The 21,014-nt window shown below is 60.5% G+C and carries 19 protein-coding genes; 8 read left to right on the top strand and 11 right to left on the bottom strand.

What is annotated here, in order from left to right; translation table 11 throughout:
* Positions 1 to 24: 24 nt before the first annotated feature.
* A complete protein-coding gene (locus tag ACM1ZW_RS15780; protein WP_414879565.1) occupies positions 25 to 603 on the bottom strand; it encodes an ACP phosphodiesterase in 579 nt (192 codons plus the stop codon).
* A gap of 172 nt (positions 604 to 775) precedes the next feature.
* On the opposite strand from ACM1ZW_RS15780, the gene ACM1ZW_RS15775 reads away from it, so the two are divergent.
* From ACM1ZW_RS15775 to ACM1ZW_RS15760, 4 genes are all read left to right on the top strand, one after another.
* The gene (locus ACM1ZW_RS15775; protein ID WP_017336854.1) at positions 776 to 1,078 is read left to right on the top strand and encodes an ArsR/SmtB family transcription factor; all 303 of its coding nucleotides are present in this window, start codon (positions 776 to 778) and stop codon (positions 1,076 to 1,078) included.
* Between the two features lie 34 nt (positions 1,079 to 1,112).
* Positions 1,113 to 2,279, top strand: a complete 1,167-nt coding sequence (locus ACM1ZW_RS15770; RefSeq protein WP_017336853.1) for an MFS transporter — start codon at positions 1,113 to 1,115, stop codon at positions 2,277 to 2,279.
* Positions 2,280 to 2,308: 29 nt separating this feature from the next.
* On the top strand, positions 2,309 to 3,358 hold the full coding sequence (locus ACM1ZW_RS15765) for an alkene reductase (RefSeq protein ID WP_414879564.1): 1,050 nt from the start codon (positions 2,309 to 2,311) through the stop codon (positions 3,356 to 3,358).
* Between the two features lie 147 nt (positions 3,359 to 3,505).
* The gene (locus ACM1ZW_RS15760) at positions 3,506 to 4,153 is read left to right on the top strand and encodes a hypothetical protein (RefSeq protein ID WP_414884912.1); all 648 of its coding nucleotides are present in this window, start codon (positions 3,506 to 3,508) and stop codon (positions 4,151 to 4,153) included.
* A 191-nt stretch (positions 4,154 to 4,344) separates the two neighbouring features.
* Here the strand turns inward: ACM1ZW_RS15760 and emhR are convergent, their stop codons facing one another.
* Positions 4,345 to 4,977 carry an efflux system transcriptional repressor EmhR gene (gene emhR, locus ACM1ZW_RS15755; protein WP_017336850.1) on the bottom strand — a complete coding sequence of 211 codons (633 nt, stop codon included), beginning with the start codon at positions 4,975 to 4,977 and terminating at the stop codon, positions 4,345 to 4,347.
* A 266-nt stretch (positions 4,978 to 5,243) separates the two neighbouring features.
* Between emhR and emhA the strand changes: the two genes are divergently transcribed.
* The 4 genes from emhA (at position 5,244) to ACM1ZW_RS15735 (ending at position 12,622) form a co-directional block, all read left to right on the top strand.
* Positions 5,244 to 6,401, top strand: coding sequence for an efflux RND transporter periplasmic adaptor subunit EmhA (gene emhA / locus ACM1ZW_RS15750; protein ID WP_017336849.1), 1,158 nt, complete (start codon positions 5,244 to 5,246; stop codon positions 6,399 to 6,401).
* 3 nt (positions 6,402 to 6,404) lie between these two features.
* Positions 6,405 to 9,551 (top strand): efflux RND transporter permease subunit EmhB, encoded by a 3,147-nt coding sequence (gene emhB / locus ACM1ZW_RS15745; protein ID WP_414879562.1) that lies wholly within the window; start codon positions 6,405 to 6,407, stop codon positions 9,549 to 9,551.
* Complete coding sequence (gene emhC, locus ACM1ZW_RS15740) at positions 9,551 to 11,011, top strand: efflux RND transporter outer membrane subunit EmhC (protein WP_416738865.1); 1,461 nt, start codon at positions 9,551 to 9,553, stop codon at positions 11,009 to 11,011. The genes emhB and emhC overlap by 1 nt, the downstream gene beginning before the upstream one ends.
* A 351-nt stretch (positions 11,012 to 11,362) precedes the next feature.
* A complete protein-coding gene (locus tag ACM1ZW_RS15735; RefSeq protein WP_017336846.1) occupies positions 11,363 to 12,622 on the top strand; it encodes an OprD family porin in 1,260 nt (419 codons plus the stop codon).
* Between the two features lie 67 nt (positions 12,623 to 12,689).
* Here the strand turns inward: ACM1ZW_RS15735 and pcaC are convergent, their stop codons facing one another.
* From pcaC to ACM1ZW_RS15690, 9 genes are all read right to left on the bottom strand, one after another.
* The gene (gene pcaC / locus ACM1ZW_RS15730) at positions 12,690 to 13,082 is read right to left on the bottom strand and encodes a 4-carboxymuconolactone decarboxylase (RefSeq protein WP_017336845.1); all 393 of its coding nucleotides are present in this window, start codon (positions 13,080 to 13,082) and stop codon (positions 12,690 to 12,692) included.
* 11 nt (positions 13,083 to 13,093) lie between these two features.
* Positions 13,094 to 13,885 carry a 3-oxoadipate enol-lactonase gene (gene pcaD / locus ACM1ZW_RS15725; RefSeq protein ID WP_414879561.1) on the bottom strand — a complete coding sequence of 264 codons (792 nt, stop codon included), beginning with the start codon at positions 13,883 to 13,885 and terminating at the stop codon, positions 13,094 to 13,096.
* A gap of 11 nt (positions 13,886 to 13,896) precedes the next feature.
* Positions 13,897 to 15,261: a 3-carboxy-cis,cis-muconate cycloisomerase gene (locus ACM1ZW_RS15720; protein WP_017336843.1), complete on the bottom strand. Its 1,365-nt coding sequence runs from the start codon at positions 15,259 to 15,261 to the stop codon at positions 13,897 to 13,899.
* A gap of 45 nt (positions 15,262 to 15,306) precedes the next feature.
* Positions 15,307 to 16,611, bottom strand: coding sequence for an MFS family transporter (locus ACM1ZW_RS15715; protein ID WP_017336842.1), 1,305 nt, complete (start codon positions 16,609 to 16,611; stop codon positions 15,307 to 15,309).
* A 234-nt stretch (positions 16,612 to 16,845) separates the two neighbouring features.
* Entirely contained in the window at positions 16,846 to 17,412 is a 567-nt protein-coding gene (gene pcaG, locus ACM1ZW_RS15710) for a protocatechuate 3,4-dioxygenase subunit alpha (RefSeq protein ID WP_416738864.1), read from the bottom strand.
* 1 nt (position 17,413) lies between these two features.
* The gene (gene pcaH / locus ACM1ZW_RS15705; RefSeq protein ID WP_414879559.1) at positions 17,414 to 18,118 is read right to left on the bottom strand and encodes a protocatechuate 3,4-dioxygenase subunit beta; all 705 of its coding nucleotides are present in this window, start codon (positions 18,116 to 18,118) and stop codon (positions 17,414 to 17,416) included.
* Positions 18,119 to 18,154: 36 nt separating this feature from the next.
* Positions 18,155 to 19,360 carry a 3-oxoadipyl-CoA thiolase gene (gene pcaF, locus ACM1ZW_RS15700; protein ID WP_193393005.1) on the bottom strand — a complete coding sequence of 402 codons (1,206 nt, stop codon included), beginning with the start codon at positions 19,358 to 19,360 and terminating at the stop codon, positions 18,155 to 18,157.
* Positions 19,357 to 20,136, bottom strand: coding sequence for a CoA-transferase subunit beta (locus ACM1ZW_RS15695; RefSeq protein WP_017336838.1), 780 nt, complete (start codon positions 20,134 to 20,136; stop codon positions 19,357 to 19,359). The genes pcaF and ACM1ZW_RS15695 overlap by 4 nt, the downstream gene beginning before the upstream one ends.
* Positions 20,136 to 20,993, bottom strand: coding sequence for a CoA transferase subunit A (locus ACM1ZW_RS15690; protein WP_414879558.1), 858 nt, complete (start codon positions 20,991 to 20,993; stop codon positions 20,136 to 20,138). Before ACM1ZW_RS15690 ends, ACM1ZW_RS15695 begins: the two co-directional genes overlap by 1 nt.
* Positions 20,994 to 21,014: the final 21 nt, after the last annotated feature.

The raw sequence follows: 21,014 nt of genomic DNA, 5'->3' as shown, positions 1-21,014 counted from the left end.
CGCGCAGGCTCGCTCCCACAGGGCTTATTTTGCTGGATGTTTCTGCACAAAGAGCTGAAGTTGAGGGTAGAACAACCGAAAATCCTCGCTCAACGGCTCATACAACACCCGCAACTCCTGCATCGCCGCCGCCAACTCCTCAGGCTTGGTCAGCCGCCGCGAAATCCCCCGCAAAACCTGCTCCAGCACGTCGAACTCCCGGTAAGAACCCAACCAGTCATTTGCCATCATGTGCGGCGCGATCCTTGCCAATCGCTCCGGCAATTGCGGCTCATTGGACAGCACCCGATACACGTCGCTAGTGAACAGCGCCAGTGGCCGGTCGGCATACAGCGTCCAGTCCCGCGCCAGGCAATGGTCAAAAAACACATCGAGCACGATCCCGGCGTAACGCCGGCGGGTCAGGGAAAACCGCGACAGTGCCACATCCACCAACGGATGGCGGTCGGTAAACACGTCGATGCTGCGATGCAGCTGGATGGCCGCCTCGACCTCCGGGTCGAACTGCCCCTGCAGCCGACCCTTGACGAAATCGCCATACAGACTGCCGAGCAATTGACCGGGACGCTGGCCACCGAGGTGAAGATGTGCGAGATAGTTCATGGGCGCAGCTTAGCACCGCCCAGGCTGGTCTTTACACTCATCGTATCGTTATAACCCGATATACCGATTTACACGGTTATCAGAGCAAAATCATATTGGTATATCGCGAACTAACGATTTAAAGTTCGGTCCATCGCGATATAGCGTTATTCACATCACGAGCCCCCACACCATGAACCTCGACCTCGACGAAATAATAAAAGCCCTGGCACACCCGGTACGGCGAGAAATCCTGCACTGGCTCAAAAACCCGGACGTCGAATTTCCCGATCAGTCTCACAGCAATGAGCACGGTGTCTGCGCCGGTCAGATCGATCAACGCTGCGGCTTGTCGCAGTCCACGGTGTCCGCTCACCTGGCGACCCTGCAACGCGCGGGCCTGATCAGCAGCCGCAAAGTCGGCCAGTGGCACTTTTTCAAACGCAACGAGGAAACCATCCAGGCATTCCTCAGCACCTTCAGCAAAGAGCTCTGACCCTTTACGTCAGTACGCCGATAAGGAATCACCCATGCCCCTCTCGCTCCTCATTCTGGCCTTGAGCGCCTTTGCCATCGGCACCACCGAGTTCGTCATCATGGGCCTGCTGCCCGATGTGGCGGCCGACCTCGGCGTGTCGATCCCCGGTGCCGGCTGGCTGGTGACCGGTTACGCCCTCGGCGTGGCCATCGGTGCGCCGTTCATGGCACTGGCCACCGCGAAGCTGCCACGCAAGGCCGCCCTGGTGGCGTTGATGGGCATCTTCATCATCGGCAATCTGCTCTGCGCCGTGGCCAGTGACTACAACGTACTGATGTTTGCCCGGGTGGTGACTGCCCTCTGCCACGGCGCCTTCTTCGGCATCGGCTCGGTGGTGGCAGCAGGCCTGGTCCCGGCGAACAAACGCGCTTCGGCCGTGGCCCTGATGTTTACCGGCCTGACCCTGGCCAATGTCCTCGGCGTGCCACTGGGCACCGCGCTCGGTCAACACGCCGGCTGGCGCTCGACCTTCTGGGCCGTGACCGTGATCGGCGTAATTGCCCTGATCGGCCTGATCCGCTTCCTGCCAGCCAAGCGCGACGAAGAAAAACTCGACATGCGCGCCGAACTGCGCGCACTCAAAGGCGCCGGCATCTGGCTGTCGTTGAGCATGACGGCATTGTTCGCGGCATCGGTGTTCACCTTGTTCACCTACGTCGCACCGCTGTTGGGCGAAGTGACCGGAGTCTCGCCACGCGGCGTGACCTGGACCCTGATGCTCATCGGCCTGGGCCTGACCGTCGGCAACATCATCGGCGGCAAGCTGGCGGACAAAGGCCTGGCGGCGACGCTGATCGGCGTGTTCATCAGCATGGCGGTGGTCTCCACCGTGTTGACCTGGACCAGCGTTGCACTGATCCCGACCGAAATCACCCTGTTCCTCTGGGCTACCGCGTGCTTCGCCGCCGTGCCAGCCCTGCAAGTGAACGTGGTGACCTACGGCAAGGCTGCACCGAACCTGGTGTCGACCCTGAACATCGGCGCGTTCAACGTCGGCAACGCACTCGGCGCCTGGGTCGGCGGCAGCGTCATCGCCCACGGCTACGGCCTGACCAGCGTACCTCTCGCGGCCGCCGCACTGGCGGTACTCGCCCTGCTGGTGACCCTGATTACTTTCCGTCAGAGCGGTAATCCCGAACTGGCCTCTGCTACCAACTGACTCACTGATACCTCACGAGGGTGCATTTCATGACGACTATTTTCGATCCGATCAAACTGGGCGACCTCGAGTTGGCCAACCGCATCATCATGGCGCCGCTGACCCGCTGCCGCGCCGACGAAGGCCGAGTGCCGAACGCGCTGATGGCCGAGTACTACGTGCAACGTGCCTCGGCCGGCCTGATCCTCAGCGAAGCCACCTCGGTCACGCCGATGGGCGTCGGCTACCCTGATACTCCGGGTATCTGGTCCAACGACCAGGTGCGCGGCTGGGCCAACGTGACCAAAGCGATCCACGGCGCGGGCGGCAAGATCTTCCTGCAACTGTGGCACGTTGGCCGGGTGTCCCACGAGTCGTACCTGAACGGTGAAGCGCCGGTCGCACCGAGCGCCATCCAGCCAAAGGGTCACGTCAGCCTGGTTCGCCCACTGGCCGACTACCCAACGCCGCGTGCTCTGGAAACCGCTGAAATCGCCGATATCGTCGACGCCTATCGCACCGGTGCAGAAAACGCCAAGGCGGCCGGTTTTGACGGCGTGGAAATCCACGGTGCCAACGGTTACCTGCTCGACCAATTCCTGCAAAGCAGCACCAACCAGCGCACCGACAACTACGGCGGCTCCCTGGAAAATCGTGCTCGCCTGTTGCTGGAAGTGACTGACGCAGCGATCGAAGTCTGGGGCGCCGGCCGCGTCGGTGTGCACCTGGCACCGCGCGCCGACTCCCATGACATGGGCGACGACAACCTGGCCGAGACTTTCACCTACGTCGCTCGCGAGCTGGGCAAACGTGGCATTGCGTTCATCTGCTCGCGCGAAAAAGAAGCCGGCGACAGCCTTGGCCCACAATTGAAAGAAGCCTTCGGCGGCCCCTACATCGTCAACGAACGCTTCACCAAGGACAGCGCCAACGCCTGGCTGGCCAGTGGCAAGGCTGACGCGGTCGCCTTCGGCGTGCCGTTCATTGCCAACCCGGACTTGCCTGCACGTTTGAAGGCCGATGCACCGCTGAACGAAGCACGTCCGGAATTGTTTTATGCCAAAGGTCCGGTGGGTTACATCGACTATCCAATGATGTAAGTCCTGCCTGTATAAAAAAGCCCCGGGTAGAAATACCTGGGGTTTTTTATTTAATAACGCTCAACTCATGAAACAACCTCTTCATTGCAGCAGAACTTAGAGCGAGGTTACTTTCAGCGTCCCCTAATTTGATCGAAAGGAATCGATATGAATGACATCAAACAAACCAGTAACCCGCACGAAGACTTGCTATCGTTTTTCAACTACACCTCCATTGGCACACTGTACAACCTGACACCGCTGTTTTTCAGCGAGGAAAATCAGCAGGCACTGGACGAGTTGATCGGGGTCGCCAAGGTCGAGTTAATCGACTTTCTTGAAGGGATTGAGTCAGAGCGTGCGCTGAAACAGAGCATCGAGCTGTGGCGAAATGAAGATAAAAGCACGAAGACCACTCGCGTGATCGTCAAGCTCATTAACAACACGCCGCACACTTTTAAAATTGCACAAACCAGCCTGCCTTTGCACACATCAGAGCGCCAGTCATTCCAGCTTCCCCCTCGCACAAAAACCGCATTGAAATCCGATTTCGCCTATACGTACGGTTACCCTTGGCCCAAAAATAAAATCATGTTCAATCAGTTCGTTGATTTTATCGATCAGAACGTCGGGGTCCGTTTTGACCTGGGCATGATCATGAACAAATCCTTCGGCGTCATTTCGCCAAGACACAGGGCAACGGTAAAAAATACCGTCACTTCCATTGGCTCATCCAGGATCGATTGTTCAACCAGAATCACCCGCATGGCAGAGGAAGAACCGTTCAGCTTCGAGGTGGAAATCACGCTCGGCTGAAGCAGCGACCATTCGGGATCACTCTCACCTTTTCACATCTGCGACACAAATTTCCTACAAAATACGTAGCTCGCTACCTGTCATCCCGGAGCGCGTCCGTATATAAAAGCACTCCATCACAACAACGCGGGCGACGTGTTGATCTTCGCCCGCGTCTATTGACAGATTCGGATCCAATTAAGCATTTTGTTTCATTTGCGCAGGCTGGGGCTCAGGCGCAGCATGTCCAACGCTGCATCGACCCAACGCTCGGCTTCGGTATGCAGTTGAAAGCTGTCGGGCGCCAATAGCCACTGATACAAAATGCCATCGATGTAGGCATGCAGACTGATGGCCGCGCGGGCCGTGTCGAGGTTGTCCGGCAACTGCCCCCGATTCACCGCATTACTCAGGGCCAGGCCGATACGCACATTGCAATCGAGGCTGACCTCCCGGCGCTGCTGGCGCAGATCGCACATTTCATCGGTGAATTCGCACTTGTGAAACAAAATCTCATTGATGCGTCGGGTTTTCGGGTCCAGGGCAACTTGATGAAACAAATGAATCAGCAGCTTGCGCATGCAACCCAGTGGGTCGAGTTCATCTTCGCTTTCACTCGCCTTGGCCATTTCATCCAGCGGCTCATGCAATGTATCGAGCATGGCCTGCACCAGATCCGCCTTGTTACTGAAATGCCAGTAGATGGCCCCGCGCGTCACGCCCGCCAGCGTCGCGATGTCCGCCAGCGTGGTGCGTGCTACGCCCCGTTCGTAAAAGGCCTTTTCTGCCGCTTCGAGTATCTGGCTACGGGTTTCCTGAGCTTCCTCTTTGGTACGACGGACCATGGCAGTACAACCTCAATCAGGGTGCTTCAGCGATGCCTGAACAGCCGCTGAATAAAAGTGGGGCGAACGCTCTTGGGTGTCGTCCCCGGCCTACAATTCGAACCTTTGAAACGGCTTTTGTAACGATGTGGGTACGCAGCCAAGGTATTTACAAACAACCATGAACGTAAGTATATTCCTTAGCAAGCTACTTATCCACTCAGCGCACATTTTTTACCCTTACACATTTCTAGTGCGCAATTTGCGCGCCTGACCCGAGGATTTTCATGCAATTCAAGCCAGCTGTTACCGCTCTGGTCACTGCCGTCGCCTTGGCATCGCTGCTCAGCGGATGCAAAAAGGAAGAAGCGGCACCGGCCGCGCCACCCCCTCAGGTCGGCGTTGTAACCTTGCAACCCCAAGCCTTTACCCTGACGTCCGAGCTGCCGGGCCGCACCAGCGCCTATCGCATCGCCGAAGTTCGCCCTCAGGTCAATGGCATCATTCTCAAGCGCCTGTTCAAGGAAGGCGGCGACGTCAAGGCCGGTCAGCAGCTGTATCAGATCGATCCAGCCGTCTATGAAGCCACGTTGAAAAGCGCCGAAGCCAATCTGCAGCAGACCAAATCGATCTCCGATCGCTACAAGCAACTGGTCGACGAACAGGCGGTGAGCCGTCAGGAATACGACACGGCCCTGGCCAACCGGTTGCAATCGGAAGCCGCGCTGCAAAGCGCCCAGATCAATGTGCGCTACACCAAAGTGTACGCGCCACTGTCCGGTCGCATCGGCCGCTCCAACGTGACCGAAGGCGCTCTGGTCACCAGCGGTCAAGCGGACGCCATGGCGGTGATCCAGCAACTCGACCCGATCTACGTCGACGTCACCCAGTCTTCCGTGGAGCTGCTTGAACTGCGCCGCGAACTGGAAAGCGGTCGCCTGCAAAAGGCCGGCGACAACTCGGCCGCGGTCAAGCTGACCCTCGAAGACGGCAGCCAGTACAAGCTGGACGGCAAGCTCGAGTTCTCCGAAGTCTCGGTTGACCAGACCACTGGCTCCGTGACCTTGCGTGCGGTGTTCCCCAACCCGGATCACACCCTGCTGCCTGGCATGTTCGTTCACGCCCAGCTTCAGGCCGGCGTCAACGCCGCCGCCATTCTGGCACCGCAACAAGGCGTGACCCGCGACCTCAAAGGCACCCCGACCGCGCTGGTCGTCGGTCCGGACAACAAGGTCGAACTGCGTCAGCTCAAGGCCAGCCGCACTGTCGGCAGCCAATGGCTGATCGAAGACGGCCTGAAGGCCGGCGACCGCCTGATCACCGAAGGACTGCAATTCGTCAAACCTGGCATTGAAGTCAAGGCCACCGAGGCGACTAACGTTGGCGCAAAGAACCCGGCCCCCGCACAGGCAGCTAGCAAGGCTTCCAGCGGCAAAGGGGAGTAAACCATGTCCAGATTTTTTATCGACCGTCCGATTTTTGCCTGGGTCATAGCCCTGGTGATCATGCTGGTCGGGGCTCTATCGATCCTCAAACTGCCGATCAACCAATACCCGAGCATTGCGCCTCCGGCCATTGCAATTCAGGTGACTTACCCAGGCGCGTCCGCACAAACCGTGCAGGACACCGTGGTGCAGGTCATCGAGCAGCAGCTCAACGGTATCGACAACCTGCGTTATGTCTCCTCGGAAAGTAACTCCGACGGCAGCATGACCATCACCGCGACCTTCGAGCAAGGCACCAACTCCGATACCGCGCAGGTCCAGGTCCAGAACAAGCTGAACCTGGCCACCCCGCTGCTGCCGCAAGAAGTGCAGCAACAGGGTATTCGCGTGACCAAGTCAGTGAAGAACTTCCTGCTGGTGATCGGCGTGGTGTCGCGCGACGGCAGCATGACCAAGGACGACCTGTCCAACTACATCGTGTCGAACATGCAGGACCCGATCTCGCGGACCGCCGGTGTCGGTGACTTCCAGGTCTTCGGTTCCCAGTACGCGATGCGTGTCTGGCTCGACCCGGCCAAGCTGAACAACTTCAGCCTGACGCCAGTGGACGTGAAAGCGGCTATCGCGGCGCAGAACATCCAGGTGTCCTCCGGTCAGCTGGGCGGCCTGCCTGCCGCGCCCGGCCAGCAGTTGAACGCCACCATCATCGGCAAGACCCGTCTGCAGACCGCCGAGCAGTTCAACAAGATCCTGCTCAAGGTCAACAAGGACGGTTCGCAAGTGCGTCTGTCCGATGTCGCCGATGTGGGTCTGGGCGGTGAAAACTACAGCATCAACGCTCAGTTCAACGGTGCACCGGCTTCCGGCCTGGCGGTGAAACTGGCCAACGGTGCCAACGCCCTCGACACGGCCAAAGCGCTACGCAACACCATTAACACGCTCAAGCCATTCTTCCCGCAAGGGATGGAAGTGGTGTTCCCGTATGACACCACGCCGGTGGTGACCGAATCGATCAAGGGTGTGGTTGAAACCCTGGTCGAAGCGATCGTGCTGGTGTTCCTGGTGATGTTCCTGTTCCTGCAAAACTTCCGCGCCACGGTCATCACCACGATGACGGTGCCGGTGGTATTGCTGGGTACGTTCGGCATCCTCGCGGCGTTCGGTTTCAGCATCAACACCCTGACCATGTTCGGCATGGTGTTGGCCATCGGCCTGCTGGTGGATGACGCCATCGTCGTGGTGGAAAACGTCGAACGGGTCATGAGCGAAGAAGGCCTGTCACCCAAGGAGGCCACCAAGAAATCCATGGGGCAGATCCAGGGTGCATTGGTCGGTATCGCCCTGGTGCTGTCGGCAGTATTGCTGCCGATGGCGTTCTTCAGTGGCTCCACGGGTGTGATCTACAAGCAGTTCTCGATCACCATCGTGTCCGCCATGGCCCTGTCGGTGCTGGTTGCCCTGATCTTCACACCGGCGCTTTGCGCGACCATGCTCAAGGCCATTCCGAAAGGCGAGCACGGCACACCAAAACGCGGCTTCTTCGGCTGGTTCAACCGCAGCTTCGACCGTGGCGTCAAAAGCTACGAGCGGGGCGTGGGCAACATGCTGGCGCACAAGGCGCCATACCTGCTGGCCTACCTGATCATTGTCGTCGGCATGATCTGGCTGTTCACCCGTATTCCAACGGCGTTCCTTCCGGAAGAAGACCAGGGCGTTCTGTTTGCCCAAGTGCAGACCCCGGCCGGTTCCAGCGCCCAGCGCACGCAGGTGGTGATCGATGAAATGCGCTCTTACCTGCTGGACAAGGAATCGAGCGCCGTGGCGTCGGTGTTTACCGTCAACGGCTTCAACTTCGCCGGTCGCGGCCAAAGCTCGGGCCTGGCGTTCATCATGCTCAAGCCGTGGGATCAGCGGGATGCGGAAAACAGCGTGTTCAAACTCGCCGCCCGTGCCCAGCAACACTTCTTCACCTTCCGCGATGCCATGGTGTTCGCCTTCGCGCCACCTGCGGTATTGGAGTTGGGTAACGCCACCGGTTTCGATGTGTTCCTGCAAGACCGCGCCGGTATCGGTCACGAGAAGTTGATGGAAGCTCGCAACCAGTTCCTCGGCATGGCGGCACAGAGCAAGGTGCTTTACCAGGTGCGTCCGAACGGACTGAACGACGAGCCGCAATATCAGCTGGAAATCGACGACGAGAAGGCCAGCGCGCTGGGCATTACCCTCTCTGACATCAACAGCACCTTGTCGATTGCCTTGGGCAGTAGCTACGTCAACGACTTCATCGACCGTGGTCGGGTGAAGAAAGTCTACGTGCAAGGCCAACCCGATTCGCGGATGAGCCCGGAAGACATCAAGAAATGGTATGTGCGTAACAGCGCAGGCACCATGGTGCCCTTCTCCGCCTTCGCCAAGGGGCAGTGGATCTACGGGGCGCCGAAGCTTTCGCGTTACAACGGCGTAGAAGCGATGGAAATCCTCGGTGCCCCGGCGCCGGGCTACTCCACCGGTGAAGCCATGGCGGAAGTCGAAGCCCTGGCCAAAAAACTGCCGGCCGGTGTCGGTATTTCCTGGACAGGTCTGTCGTACGAAGAACGGCTGTCCGGCTCACAGGCACCGGCGCTTTACGCCCTGTCGCTGCTGATGGTGTTCCTGTGTCTGGCAGCGCTGTACGAAAGCTGGTCGATCCCGATCGCGGTGATGTTGGTGGTGCCGTTGGGGATCATCGGTGCACTGTTGGCCACCAGTCTGCGCGGCCTGTCGAACGACGTTTACTTCCAGGTGGGCCTGTTGACGACGATCGGTCTGGCGGCGAAAAACGCCATCCTGATCGTCGAATTCGCCAAGGAACTGCATGAGCAAGGGCGCAGCCTGCGCGACGCGGCGATCGAAGCCTGCCGCATGCGTTTGCGACCGATCATCATGACCTCGCTCGCTTTCGTCCTCGGCGTGGTGCCACTGGCGATTTCCACTGGTGCCGGTTCAGGCAGCCAACATGCGATCGGAACCGGCGTTATTGGCGGTATGATCACGGCCACGGTTCTGGCGATCTTCTGGGTCCCACTTTTCTTTGTCACCGTGTCGTCGATTGGTCAGCGTAAAACCGCCGATCAGGACGACGCTATTGAACCTTCTAAAGAGGCTGGCTAATGAGCAAGTCGCTACTCTCCATCGCAGTCGCGGCCTTCGTGCTGAGCGGCTGCTCGCTGATACCCGATTATCGGCAGCCTGAAGCACCGGTGGCAGCGCAGTACCCGCAAGGTCCGGCGTATTCGCCGACCCAGGCGCCTGCACAGGCCGCCGCCGAACAGGGCTGGAAGCAGTTTTTCCATGACCCGGCGTTGCAACAGCTGATCCAGGTCGCCCTGGAAAACAACCGTGACCTGCGTGTCGCGGCGCTGAACATCGATGCGTTCGCGGCGCAGTACCGCATCCAGCGTGCGGACCTGTTCCCGGCCGTGTCGGCCAATGGCACCGGCAGCCGTCAGCGGGTTCCGGCGGATGCATCGCAGACCGGTCAGGCAGGCATCACCAGTTCCTACTCCGCCACCGTCGGCATCAGCGCTTATGAACTCGACCTGTTCGGTCGGGTTCGCAGCCTGAGCGAAGAAGCGCTGCAGAAGTACTTCGCCACTGAAGAAGGCCGTCGCAGCACGCAAATCAGCCTGGTCGCCAGCGTGGCAAATGCCTACCTGACCTGGCAGGCTGACAAAGAGCTGCGCAAGCTCACTCAAGACACCCTCGGTGCGTTCGAGGAGAGCTACAAGCTCACCTCCCGCAGCAACGAAGTGGGTGTAGCTTCGGCCCTGGATCTGGCTCAGTCGCGTACCTCGGTGGAAAACGCCCGTGCACAACTGGCCCGTTACACGCGTCAGGTTGCCCAGGATGAAAACAGCCTGGTGCTGCTGCTCGGCACTGGCATCCCGGCCAATCTGCGAGAAGCCAAGCCGCTGTCTGACGACCTGCTGAGCGACGTACCGCCCGGCCTGCCGTCGGACTTGCTGCAACGTCGTCCGGACATCCTTCAGGCCGAATACAACCTGAAAGCGGCCAACGCCAACATCGGCGCGGCACGGGCGGCGTTCTTCCCGAGCATCAGCCTGACCGCCAACGCCGGTACCCTGAGCCCTGATCTCTCCGGCCTGTTCAAGGGTGGTTCGGGTACGTGGTTGTTCCAGCCGCAAATCAATCTGCCGATCTTCAACGCCGGCAGCCTGCGCGCCAGCCTGGATTACTCGAAAATCCAGAAAGACATCGGCGTGGCGAACTACGAGAAGTCCATTCAAACGGCCTTCCAGGAAGTCGCCGACGGCCTGGCCGCCCGCCAGACCTACACCGAGCAGTTGCAGGCCCAGCGTGATTTCGTCACCGCCAACCAGGACTACTACCGTCTGGCCGAGCGTCGTTATCGCATTGGCGTCGACAGCAACCTGACCTTCCTCGATGCCCAGCGTCAGCTGTTCAGTGCCCAACAGGCGCTGATCACCGATCGCCTGGCGCAACTGACCAGCGCCGTGAATCTGTACAAGGCACTGGGCGGTGGCTGGAATGAGCAGACGGCGAAAGTCGAGCCACTGAAAGAAGAAGCGCCGAAGCTGAAATTGTTCTGATCACGCCGTAAATAAGAAGCCCACCTTTTGGTGGGCTTTTTGTTGGCTGCGGGAAAGGGTGTGCCGACCACATTGGCCGCGATGAGCCGGCGCAAACAACACCAATTCCCCAGCCCAATCTTGCGTTCGATAACCGCCCAAAACCCGCTTTCCCCGATTGAACCATCCAGTTCATTCCCCGCACCATTCGCCTCACAAAACCAATAACAACAGGTTCTACACCATGCCCCCGCGCCCTGCCCTGTCCGGCTGATCTCGTCCCGTTCCATTCGAATCCGAAGCTTTTGTCTGCAACCCGTCGGTTGCGGCATCAACCCGTTTCATCCCCAAGAATCAGAGAGACCCGAGCACATGACCCCTTCCACTGCGCAGTACGTCTTTCCCGGCCTGATCGCCATCGCGCTGACCGGCGCGGCCCTTCCCGCCACGGCCGAAGAGTCAGGTTTTGTCGAAGGTGCCAAGGTCAACCTCAACCTGCGCAACTTCTACATCAACCGCAACTTCACCAACCCGACCAAGGCCCAGGGCAAGGCTGAAGAGTGGACGCAAAGTTTCATCCTCGACGCGAAGTCCGGGTTCACCCAGGGCACCGTTGGGTTCGGCATGGATGTGCTGGGGCTGTACTCGGTGAAGCTCGACGGCGGTAAAGGCACCGGCGGTACGCAACTGCTGCCGCTGGATCACGACGGTCGCCCGGCAGACAGCTTCGGTCGCACCAACGTAGCGTTCAAGGCCAAGCTGTCACAGACCGAAGTGAAGGTCGGCGAATGGATGCCGGTGCTGCCGATCCTGCGTTCGGACGATGGTCGCTCATTGCCGCAAACCTTTCGCGGCGGCCAGATCACGTCGAAGGAGATCAATGGCCTGACGCTCTACGGCGGTCAGTTCCGCCAAAACAGCCCGCGTGACGACAGCAGCATGAGCGATATGTCGATGACCGGCAAAGCGGCGTTCACCTCGGACCGCTTCAACTTCCAGGGCGGCGAATACCTGTTCAACGAAAAGCGCACGCAAATCGGCCTGTGGAACGCCGAGCTCAAGGACATCTACAGCCAGCAATACCTCAACCTGATTCACACCCAACCCATCGGCGACTGGACCCTGGGCGCCAACCTCGGTTTCTTCTACGGCAAGGATGACGGCAGTGCCCGCGCCGGTGATCTGGACAACAAGACCTGGTCAGGGATGTTCTCCGCCAGGTACGGCGGCAACACCTTCTACGTCGGTCTGCAAAAACTCACCGGCGACAGCGCCTGGATGCGGGTCAACGGCACCAGCGGCGGCACCCTGGCCAACGACAGCTACAACGCCAGCTATGACAACGCCCAGGAAAAATCCTGGCAGGTGCGTCATGACTACAACTTCGTCGCGCTCGGCATTCCCGGCCTGACCCTGATGAACCGCTACATCAGCGGCGACAACGTCCACACCGGCACCGTCACCGACGGCAAGGAATGGGGACGCGAAAGTGAACTGGGCTACACCGTGCAGAGCGGCGTGCTGAAGGACCTGAACGTCAAATGGCGCAACTCGACCATACGCCGCGACTACAGCAACAACGAGTTCGATGAGAACCGGTTGATCGTCAGCTATCCGATCAGCCTTTTGTAAACCTCACCATCGCCATCGCGGGCAAGCCCGCGATGGCGTCAGATCAAACACCCCACATCGCGAGGAGTCACTCCCGCGATTCAACCCCCAACTCATCCCAAACCGACTCCGCCAGGTGGAACGTCGCATTCGCCGCCGGGATGCCACAGTAGATCGCGCTCTGCATGATCACTTCCTTGATCTCGCCGCGGGTCACGCCGTTGTTGGCGGCGGCGCGCAAGTGCAACTTGAGTTCCTCATTGCGGTTCATGCCGATCAGCATGGCCAGGGTGATCAGGCTGCGGGTGTGCCGTGGCAGGCCCGGACGCGTCCAGATGTCGCCCCAGGCGTGGCGGGTGATCATTTCCTGAAACTCCGAGTTGAACTCGGTCAGCGCGTTCAGGCTGCGGTCGACATGGGCGTCGCCGAGCACGGCACGGCGGACGTTCAGGCCCTCGTCGTAACGTTGTTTCTCGTCCACAACAAATCCCCTCAATCAGCTGACAGAAACGCCAGCACCCGCTTGCTGAACTCAGCACCGGCCTGAACGTTGGACAGGTGTGCGGCGTAGAACTCGGCGTACTCGGCGCCCTGCACGTGTTCCTGGATAAAGTGTCCACCGGATGGCGGCGTTACGGCGTCTTCAGTGCCGGCGATCACCAGCAACGGTACCTTGATCGAGGACAGCTGATCACGGAAATCGGCATCGCGTACCGCCGCACAATTGGCCGCATAACCTTCTGGCGAAGTGGCCGCGAGCATGTCGGTAATTTTCTTCGCCGCCGCAGGATTGGCTTGGGCGAAATCCGCGGTGAACCAACGCGCAATCGACGCATCGCGCAGCGCGACCATGGCCGCCGCGCCGTCACGCAGCACGGTTTCGATACGTGGGTTCCAGATCGACGGATCGCCGATTTTCGCCGCGGTGTTGCACACCACCAGCTTGTTCAATCGATCACCGGCATGGATGCCCAGCCACTGGCCGATCAGCCCTCCCATCGACAGGCCGCAGAAATGCGCTTTTTCGATGTGCAGCGCATCCAGCAACGCGAGCACGTCACGGCCCAGTTGCTCGATGGTGTACGGCCCCGGTGTGACCAGCGATTTGCCGTGCCCGCGCGTGTCGAAACGCAGCACCCGGAAATGCTCGGTGAATGCCGCCATCTGCGCGTCCCACATGTGCAGGTCGGTGCCCAGCGAGTTGGACAGCACCAGCACCGGCGCGTTTTCAGGTCCGTCGAGTTGGTAATTCAGTTCGCCCTCGGCGAGTTGTACGAAAGCCACAGCAATCTCCTTCAGGCAGTCAACGCAGAATGTTCAGCCACCGCTCGCTCGACCCATGTACGGGATTGACCGAGGTAGTGGGCGGGATCCAGCAGATCATCGAGTTCAGCAGGTGAGAGTTCGGCGGTCACTTGCGGCTCGTCGCCGAGGACCGCACGCAATTGCCGTTGCTCGGCCACGGCACGTTTGCAGCAGTGTTCCAACAGATGGTGTGCGGTGTCGCGGCCGACCCGTTGCGCAAGGACGATGCTCACCGCTTCGGCCAACACCAGGCCCTGGGTCAGGTCGAGGTTGCGGGCCATGCGTTCGACGTCCACTTCCAGTCCGTCCGCCACCAGCAACGCTTGTTTGAGGCTGCCGGACACCAGGCAGCAAATCTCCGGCAGGGTTTCCCACTCGGCATGCCACAGGCCCAGACTGCGCTCATGTTCTTGCGGCATCGCGCTGAACAGGGTCGAGAGCAAACCGGGCACGCGCGTAGCGGCACCGATCAGCACCGCAGCTCCCACCGGGTTGCGTTTATGCGGCATGGTCGAAGAACCGCCCTTGCCCGGCGCCGACGGTTCGAACACTTCGCCCGCTTCGGTCTGCATCAACAGGCTGATGTCGCGGCCGAGTTTGCCGAGGCTGCCGGCGATCAATCCCAGTACCGAAGCGAACTCCACCAGACGATCGCGCTGGGTGTGCCAGGGCTGGTCGGGCAAGGTCAGTTGCAGTTCCCCGGCCAGCGCTTCGGCAATCGGCATCGCCTGTGAGCCGAGGGCCGCGAGGGTTCCGGAGGCGCCGCCGAATTGCAGCACCAGCAAACGCGGTTTGAGCGCTTGCAGGCGTTGCCGGCTGCGGGTGACCGCGCCCAGCCAGCCGGCGATTTTCATGCCCAGGGTGACCGGTGTCGCATGTTGCAACCAGGTGCGCCCGGCCAGCGGCGTGGCGACGAAGCGTAACGCTTGGGTCGCCAACGTTTCGCCCAGTTGTGCCAGATCGCCTTCAATCAGTTCCAGCGCCCGGCGCAGTTGCAACACCAGGCCAGTGTCCATTACGTCCTGACTGGTCGCGCCCAGATGCACATAGCGCTCGGCTTCGGCGTCGGTGGTTGCGATCTGCTTGCCCAACGCTTTCACCAGCGGAATCGCCGAATTGCCGGCCGTGGCAATCGCCTCGCCGAGGGCCGCGAAATCAAAATGTTCGGCGCGGCAGGCGGCTTCGATAGACGCCACAGCCGTCTGCGGAATCAAGCCAACCTTCGCCTCGGCCCGAGCCAGCGCCGCTTCGAAATCGAGCATGGCCTGAACCCGGCCCTGATCGCAAAACACCTCACGCATATCGCGGGCAGTGAAATAGGCATCGAACAATTGATTGCCCGGTCGCTGGTTCATAAACAGTCCCTGAAGGCGTGGGCCGGTGCGGCCCACGCAGATGGATCAAAGGTCGTGATGCAGGTATTTCGCCTGTCTCGGCAAGCGCAGGCTGAACAGGAACGCCACCGCCATCATCACCGTGACGTACCAGTAGAAAGAGTTTTCCATGCCTACGGCTTTGAGGCTCAGCGCCACGTATTCTGCCGAGCCGCCGAAGATCGCATTCGCCACCGCGTACGCCAGGCCTACGCCCAATGCGCGCACTTCCGGCGGGAACATTTCAGCTTTCACCAGACCGCTGATGGAGGTATAGAAACTGACGATTGCCAGCGCCACGGTGATCAACACAAAAGCCAGGAATGGACTGCTGACGCTTTTCAGGCTCAACAGAATCGGCACGGTGAACAACGTACCCAAGGCACCGAACCACAGCATCGAATTACGTCGGCCGATCTTGTCGGCGAGCATGCCGAACAGTGGCTGCATGCACATATAAAGGAACAGCGCGCCGGTCATGATGTAGCTCGCCGTCTTGGCGTGCATGCCGGCGGTGTTCACCAGGTATTTCTGCATGTACGTGGTGAAGGTGTAGAAAATCAGCGAGCCCCCGGCGGTGTAACCCAGCACGGTAATGAATGCGGCTTTGTGGTCGCGGAACAACGCGCGGATGCTGCCGGCGTCTTTGTTCTCGCGCATTTCCTTGCTGGTGGTTTCTTTCAGCGAGCGACGCAGGAACAACGAAATCAACGCGGCCACCGCACCGACCACAAACGGGATCCGCCAGCCGTAGGCACGCAGGTCATCTTCGGTGAGGAACTGTTGCAGGATCACCACCAGCGACACCGCCAGCAGTTGCCCGCCAATCAACGTCACGTACTGGAACGAGGCAAAGAAACCGCGCTGGCCCTTGAGCGCAACTTCGCTCATGTAGGTCGCCGTGGTGCCGTACTCGCCGCCCACCGACAAGCCCTGAAGCAAACGGGCGAACAGCAGCATGATCGGCGCCCAGACGCCGATGTCCTTGTAGGTTGGCAAGCACGCGATGAGCAACGAGCCGAAGCACATCATCAGAATCGAAATCAGCATCGAATTCTTGCGCCCGTGCTTGTCCGCGACACGGCCGAAAATCCAGCCGCCGATCGGTCGCATCAGGAACCCGGCGGCGAACACGCCTGCCGTATTGACCAGTTGCACGGTCGGGTTATCGGACGGAAAAAACGCGGGCGCAAAGTAGATCGCGCAAAAGGCGTAGACGTAGAAATCGAACCATTCGACGAGGTTGCCGGACGAGGCGCCGACAATCGCGAAGATCCGCTTGCTGCGCTCTTCGCCGGTGTAATGCGCTGGAATCGCGGTTGGGGTTGTCATTGTTCTTCACTCTTTGGGGACAGTGACAGTCTAGACACACTTTGCAACAGTCCCGTTCCACAGATCACTCATCAGAAGCCTGCTACACATTCGGTGGCGAGGGAGCTTGCTCCCGCTGGCTTGCGGAGCAAGCCCAAAACCTTCAAACGTGCTCTGTCACTCGCCAGCCGGTTTTACGACGGCTTCGCAGCCGAGCGGGAGCAAGCTCCCTCGCCACAGGTGTAGTGCTTTCACTCAATAATCGAAGAACACCGTCTCGGCGTCGGTGCCCTGCAAAATCACATTCCACTGATACACACCGCTCGCATCCTGCTTCGCCAGCAAGGTACCGCGACGCTCAGCCGGCACGCACTCCAGCAGCGGATCCGATACGTTCGCCGGCTCGCCCTCAAAATAAATCCGCGTCAGCAAGTGCTTCACCAACCCGCGAGCGAACACCAGCACCACCAGGTGCGGCGCCTGGGTCGTGCCCTTCAGCCCTTGCACCGTGCCCGGCTTGATCGTAGTGAAGCGGAAGCGCCCTTCGGCATCCACCGGAATCCGGCCAAAGCCTTCGAAGTTCGGGTCCAGGGGTTTGTCCTGATCGTCTTCGGGGTGGTCGTACTTGCCGGCGGCGTTGGCCTGCCAGACTTCCAGCATGGCATCGTTGACGATGTCACCGTTGCCATCGAGGACTTGCCCGGTGATCGCCACGCGCTCGCCCAGGGTTTGCTCGACGGTCAGGTTTTCGCGGTTCAGCCAGGTCAGGCCGATGTGGTAATACGGCCCGACGGTGTGGGACGTGGTCGCAGTCAGCGTCATCTTATTTCTCCATCGGCGTGGCATCGCGGCCGCGCAAGACGATGTCCCAGCGATAACCGAGGGCGTAGGAAGGGATGGTTTTTTCCAGGTCGAAACTGGCGATCAGGCGCTCTTTGGCGCGGGTGTCCGGCACGCAGTTGTAGATCGGGTCATACGCAAGAAGCGGGTCGCCGGGGAAATACATCTGCGTGACCAGCCGCGTCAGAATGCTCGGCCCGAACAGCGAGAAATGGATGTGCGCCGGGCGCCAGGCATTGTGGTGGTTGCCCCACGGGTAAGCGCCGGGCTTGATGGTCTGGAATTGATACCAGCCATCGGCGTCGGTCACCGTGCGGCCGGTGCCGGTGAAGTTCGGGTCCAGCGGTGCATCATGCAGGTCGCGGGCATGGTTGTAGCGCCCGGCGGCGTTGGCCTGCCAGATCTCCACCAGAATCCCCGGCACCGGCAGACCGTTTTCATCCAGCACGCGGCCGTGAATGATGATGCGTTCGCCCAATGGCTCGCCCGTGTGCTGCGCGGTCAGGTCGTTGTCCTTCTCGCTGACGCGCTCGGCACCGACCGTCGGGCCGGTAATTTCCGACAACGAATGGGGCAGAAACACCAACGGCTTGGACGGCGAGCGCAGATTGGTCGATTGATAAGTCGGGTGCAGGTAGTCCGGCTGGGTGCCTTCCTGCGGGCGACGGTAACCAGGCTTGTCAGTCATTTCGCTTTCCTCAGTTCTTATTATCACAGCTGCGCGTCAGACGCGTTCGATCGCCAAGGCCAGCCCCTGGCCGACGCCGACACACATGGTCGCCAGACCTTTCTTGCCACCGGTTTTTTCCAGCTGATGCAGCGCCGTCAGCACCAGACGCGCACCGCTCATGCCCAACGGATGGCCCAAGGCAATGGCACCACCGTTCGGGTTGACCTGAGCCGCGTCGTCCGCCAGCCCCAGTTCTCGCAACACCGCCAAGCCTTGGCTGGCGAAGGCTTCGTTGAGTTCGATCACGTCGAAATCGCCGACGGCAAGGCCCAGGCGCTCAGTCAGCTTGCGCACCGCCGGGACCGGGCCGATGCCCATGACCCGCGGTGCAACGCCGGCACTCGCCATGCCCAGCACTTTGGCGCGAGCGGTCAGACCGTGTTTTTTCACCGCCTCGGCCGAGGCCAGGATCAGCGCTGCGGCACCGTCGTTCACACCCGACGCGTTGCCGGCGGTGACGGTTTTTTCGGGACCATTGACCGGTTTCAGTCTGGCCAGGGTTTCCAGCGTCGTGTCGGCGCGAGGATGCTCGTCCTGGCTGACGACGGTTTCACCCTTCTTGTGGGCAACGCGCACTTCGACGATTTCTTCAGCGAAAAATCCTGCCGCTTGCGCGGCGGCTGTCCGCTGCTGACTGCGCAGTGCAAAAGCGTCCTGATCCTCGCGGGACACTTCGTAATCGTCCGCCACGTTGTCGGCGGTCTGCGGCATCGCATCGACACCATATTGGGCTTTCATCAACGGGTTGATGAAGCGCCAGCCGATGGTGGTGTCTTCCAGCTTCATGTTGCGCGAGAACGCCGCATCCGCCTTGCCCATCACGAACGGCGCGCGGGACATCGACTCGACGCCGCCGGCAATCGCCAGTTCCATTTCGCCGCTGGCGATGGCGCGGAACGCGGTGCCGATGGCATCCATGCCCGAAGCACAGAGGCGATTGAGGGTCACGCCCGGAATCGTTTCCGGCAGGCCCGCCAGCAGCAGCGCCATGCGCGCCACATTGCGGTTGTCTTCGCCGGCCTGGTTGGCGCAGCCGAGGAACACCTCGTCCACTGCATTCCAGTCCACCGACGGGTTGCGTTCCATCAACGCCTTGATCGGCACGGCGGCCAGGTCGTCAGCGCGAACCGTCGACAGGCCACCGCCGAAACGGCCGATGGGGGTGCGAATCGCGTCGCAGATATAAACGTCACGCATCACGCTTCTCCAGGTGCTTGGCCGTGGGCGGCAGCGGTGCGGGCTTCCAGATCCCGCAGCGCTTTCAGTTCGACCTCGGTGGGCTCGGCGGTGTTTTCAACCGTCTCGGCGAAACGAATGGCCCAACCTGTCGCGGCGGTCACTTGCTCACGGGTCACGCCGGGGTGCAACGCAGTGACCACGAATTCATGAGTACCCGCTTCCGGTTCCATGATGCACAGGTCGGTGATGATGCCAACCGGACCGGCGCCTGGCAGACCGAGACGCTTGCGCGAATCACCACCCTCGCCATGGCCGACCGAGGTGATGAAGTCGAGCTTGTCGACGAAGGAACGCGCCGACTGTTTAAGAATGATCAAGACGCTTTTGGCCGAACCGGCAATCTCCGGCGCACCACCGGCACCCGGCAGACGGACTTTTGGTGCGTGGTAGTCACCCACCACCGTGGTGTTGATGTTGCCGAAACGGTCGACTTGCGCGGCGCCGAGGAAACCGACGTCGATGCGCCCGCCCTGCAGCCAGTAGCGAAAAATCTCACCGGTCGGCACGACGGTGTCAGCGGTTTCCGCCAGTTCACCGTCACCGATCGACAGCGGCAGTACGCTCGGCTTGGCACCAATCGGACCCGATTCGTAGATAAGGACTACATCCGGCGAGGACGTCAGCCGCGCCAGGTTGGCCGCTTTCGACGGCAGCCCGATACCGACGAAGCACACCGAACCGTTCTTCAATCGGCGAGCAGCGGCGACGGTCATCATTTCATTGGTGGTGTAAGTCATTACTTCGCCTCCGATGCAGCGGCCAGCTTGGCCTGGAACTCGCTGAAGTCAGCGCAGCCATGGATGTATTCGTTGATCCACGCGGTGAAGGTGTCACGGTCGCGGGCAATCGGGTCCCAGGCCTGATAGAAACGGTTATCGCGCTCGTTGTAACCGTGAGCGTAGGACGGATGCGCGCCGCCAGGAACGTGGCAAACCGCGCTCAAGGCCCACGTCGGCAGTACACAGGAGTTCATCGGTGCGTTGAGGTCGTCGACGATTTCTTCGACGGTGACGATGCAACGCTTGGCGGCCAGTGCGGCTTCTTTCTGCACGCCGAGAATGCCCCACAGCAACACGTTGCCTTTACGGTCGGCTTTTTGCGCGTGGATCACGGTGATGTCCGGACGCACCGAAGGCACCGCCGCCAATACTTCACCGGTGAACGGGCAAGTGACGCTCTTGATCAGCGGGTTGACCTTCGGCAGGTCGGAGCCGGCGTAGGCACGCAACACCGCGAACGGCAGGCCGGAGGCGCCAGCGACGTAGGCATTTGCCAGGTCGGCGTGGCTGTGTTCTTCGATTTCCAGCGCGTGCGGCCACTGCTTCTCGACTGCGTCACGCAGACGGTGCAGCGAACCGACGCCCGGGTTGCCGCCCCAGGAGAAAATCAGCTTGCGAGCACAACCGGCGCCAATCAACTGGTCGTAGATCAGGTCAGGCGTCATCCGTACCAGCGTCAGATCTTTCTTGCCCTGACGAATGATTTCGTGACCCGCCGCCGTAGGGATCAGGTGAGTGAAGCCTTCGAGCGCGACGGTATCGCCGTCGTTGACGAATTGCTTCACCGCGTCGTGCAGCGAAAGGATTTCAGCCATGGGGCAGGCTCCCGTTTTGTT

It is taken from the genome of Pseudomonas sp. NFX71, assembly GCF_048079215.1.
Taxonomy (GTDB): Bacteria; Pseudomonadota; Gammaproteobacteria; order Pseudomonadales; family Pseudomonadaceae; genus Aquipseudomonas; species Aquipseudomonas fluorescens_B.
The sequence above is the reverse complement of the archived record's forward strand: the minus strand, read 5'-3'. Positions and strand labels throughout refer to the sequence as shown.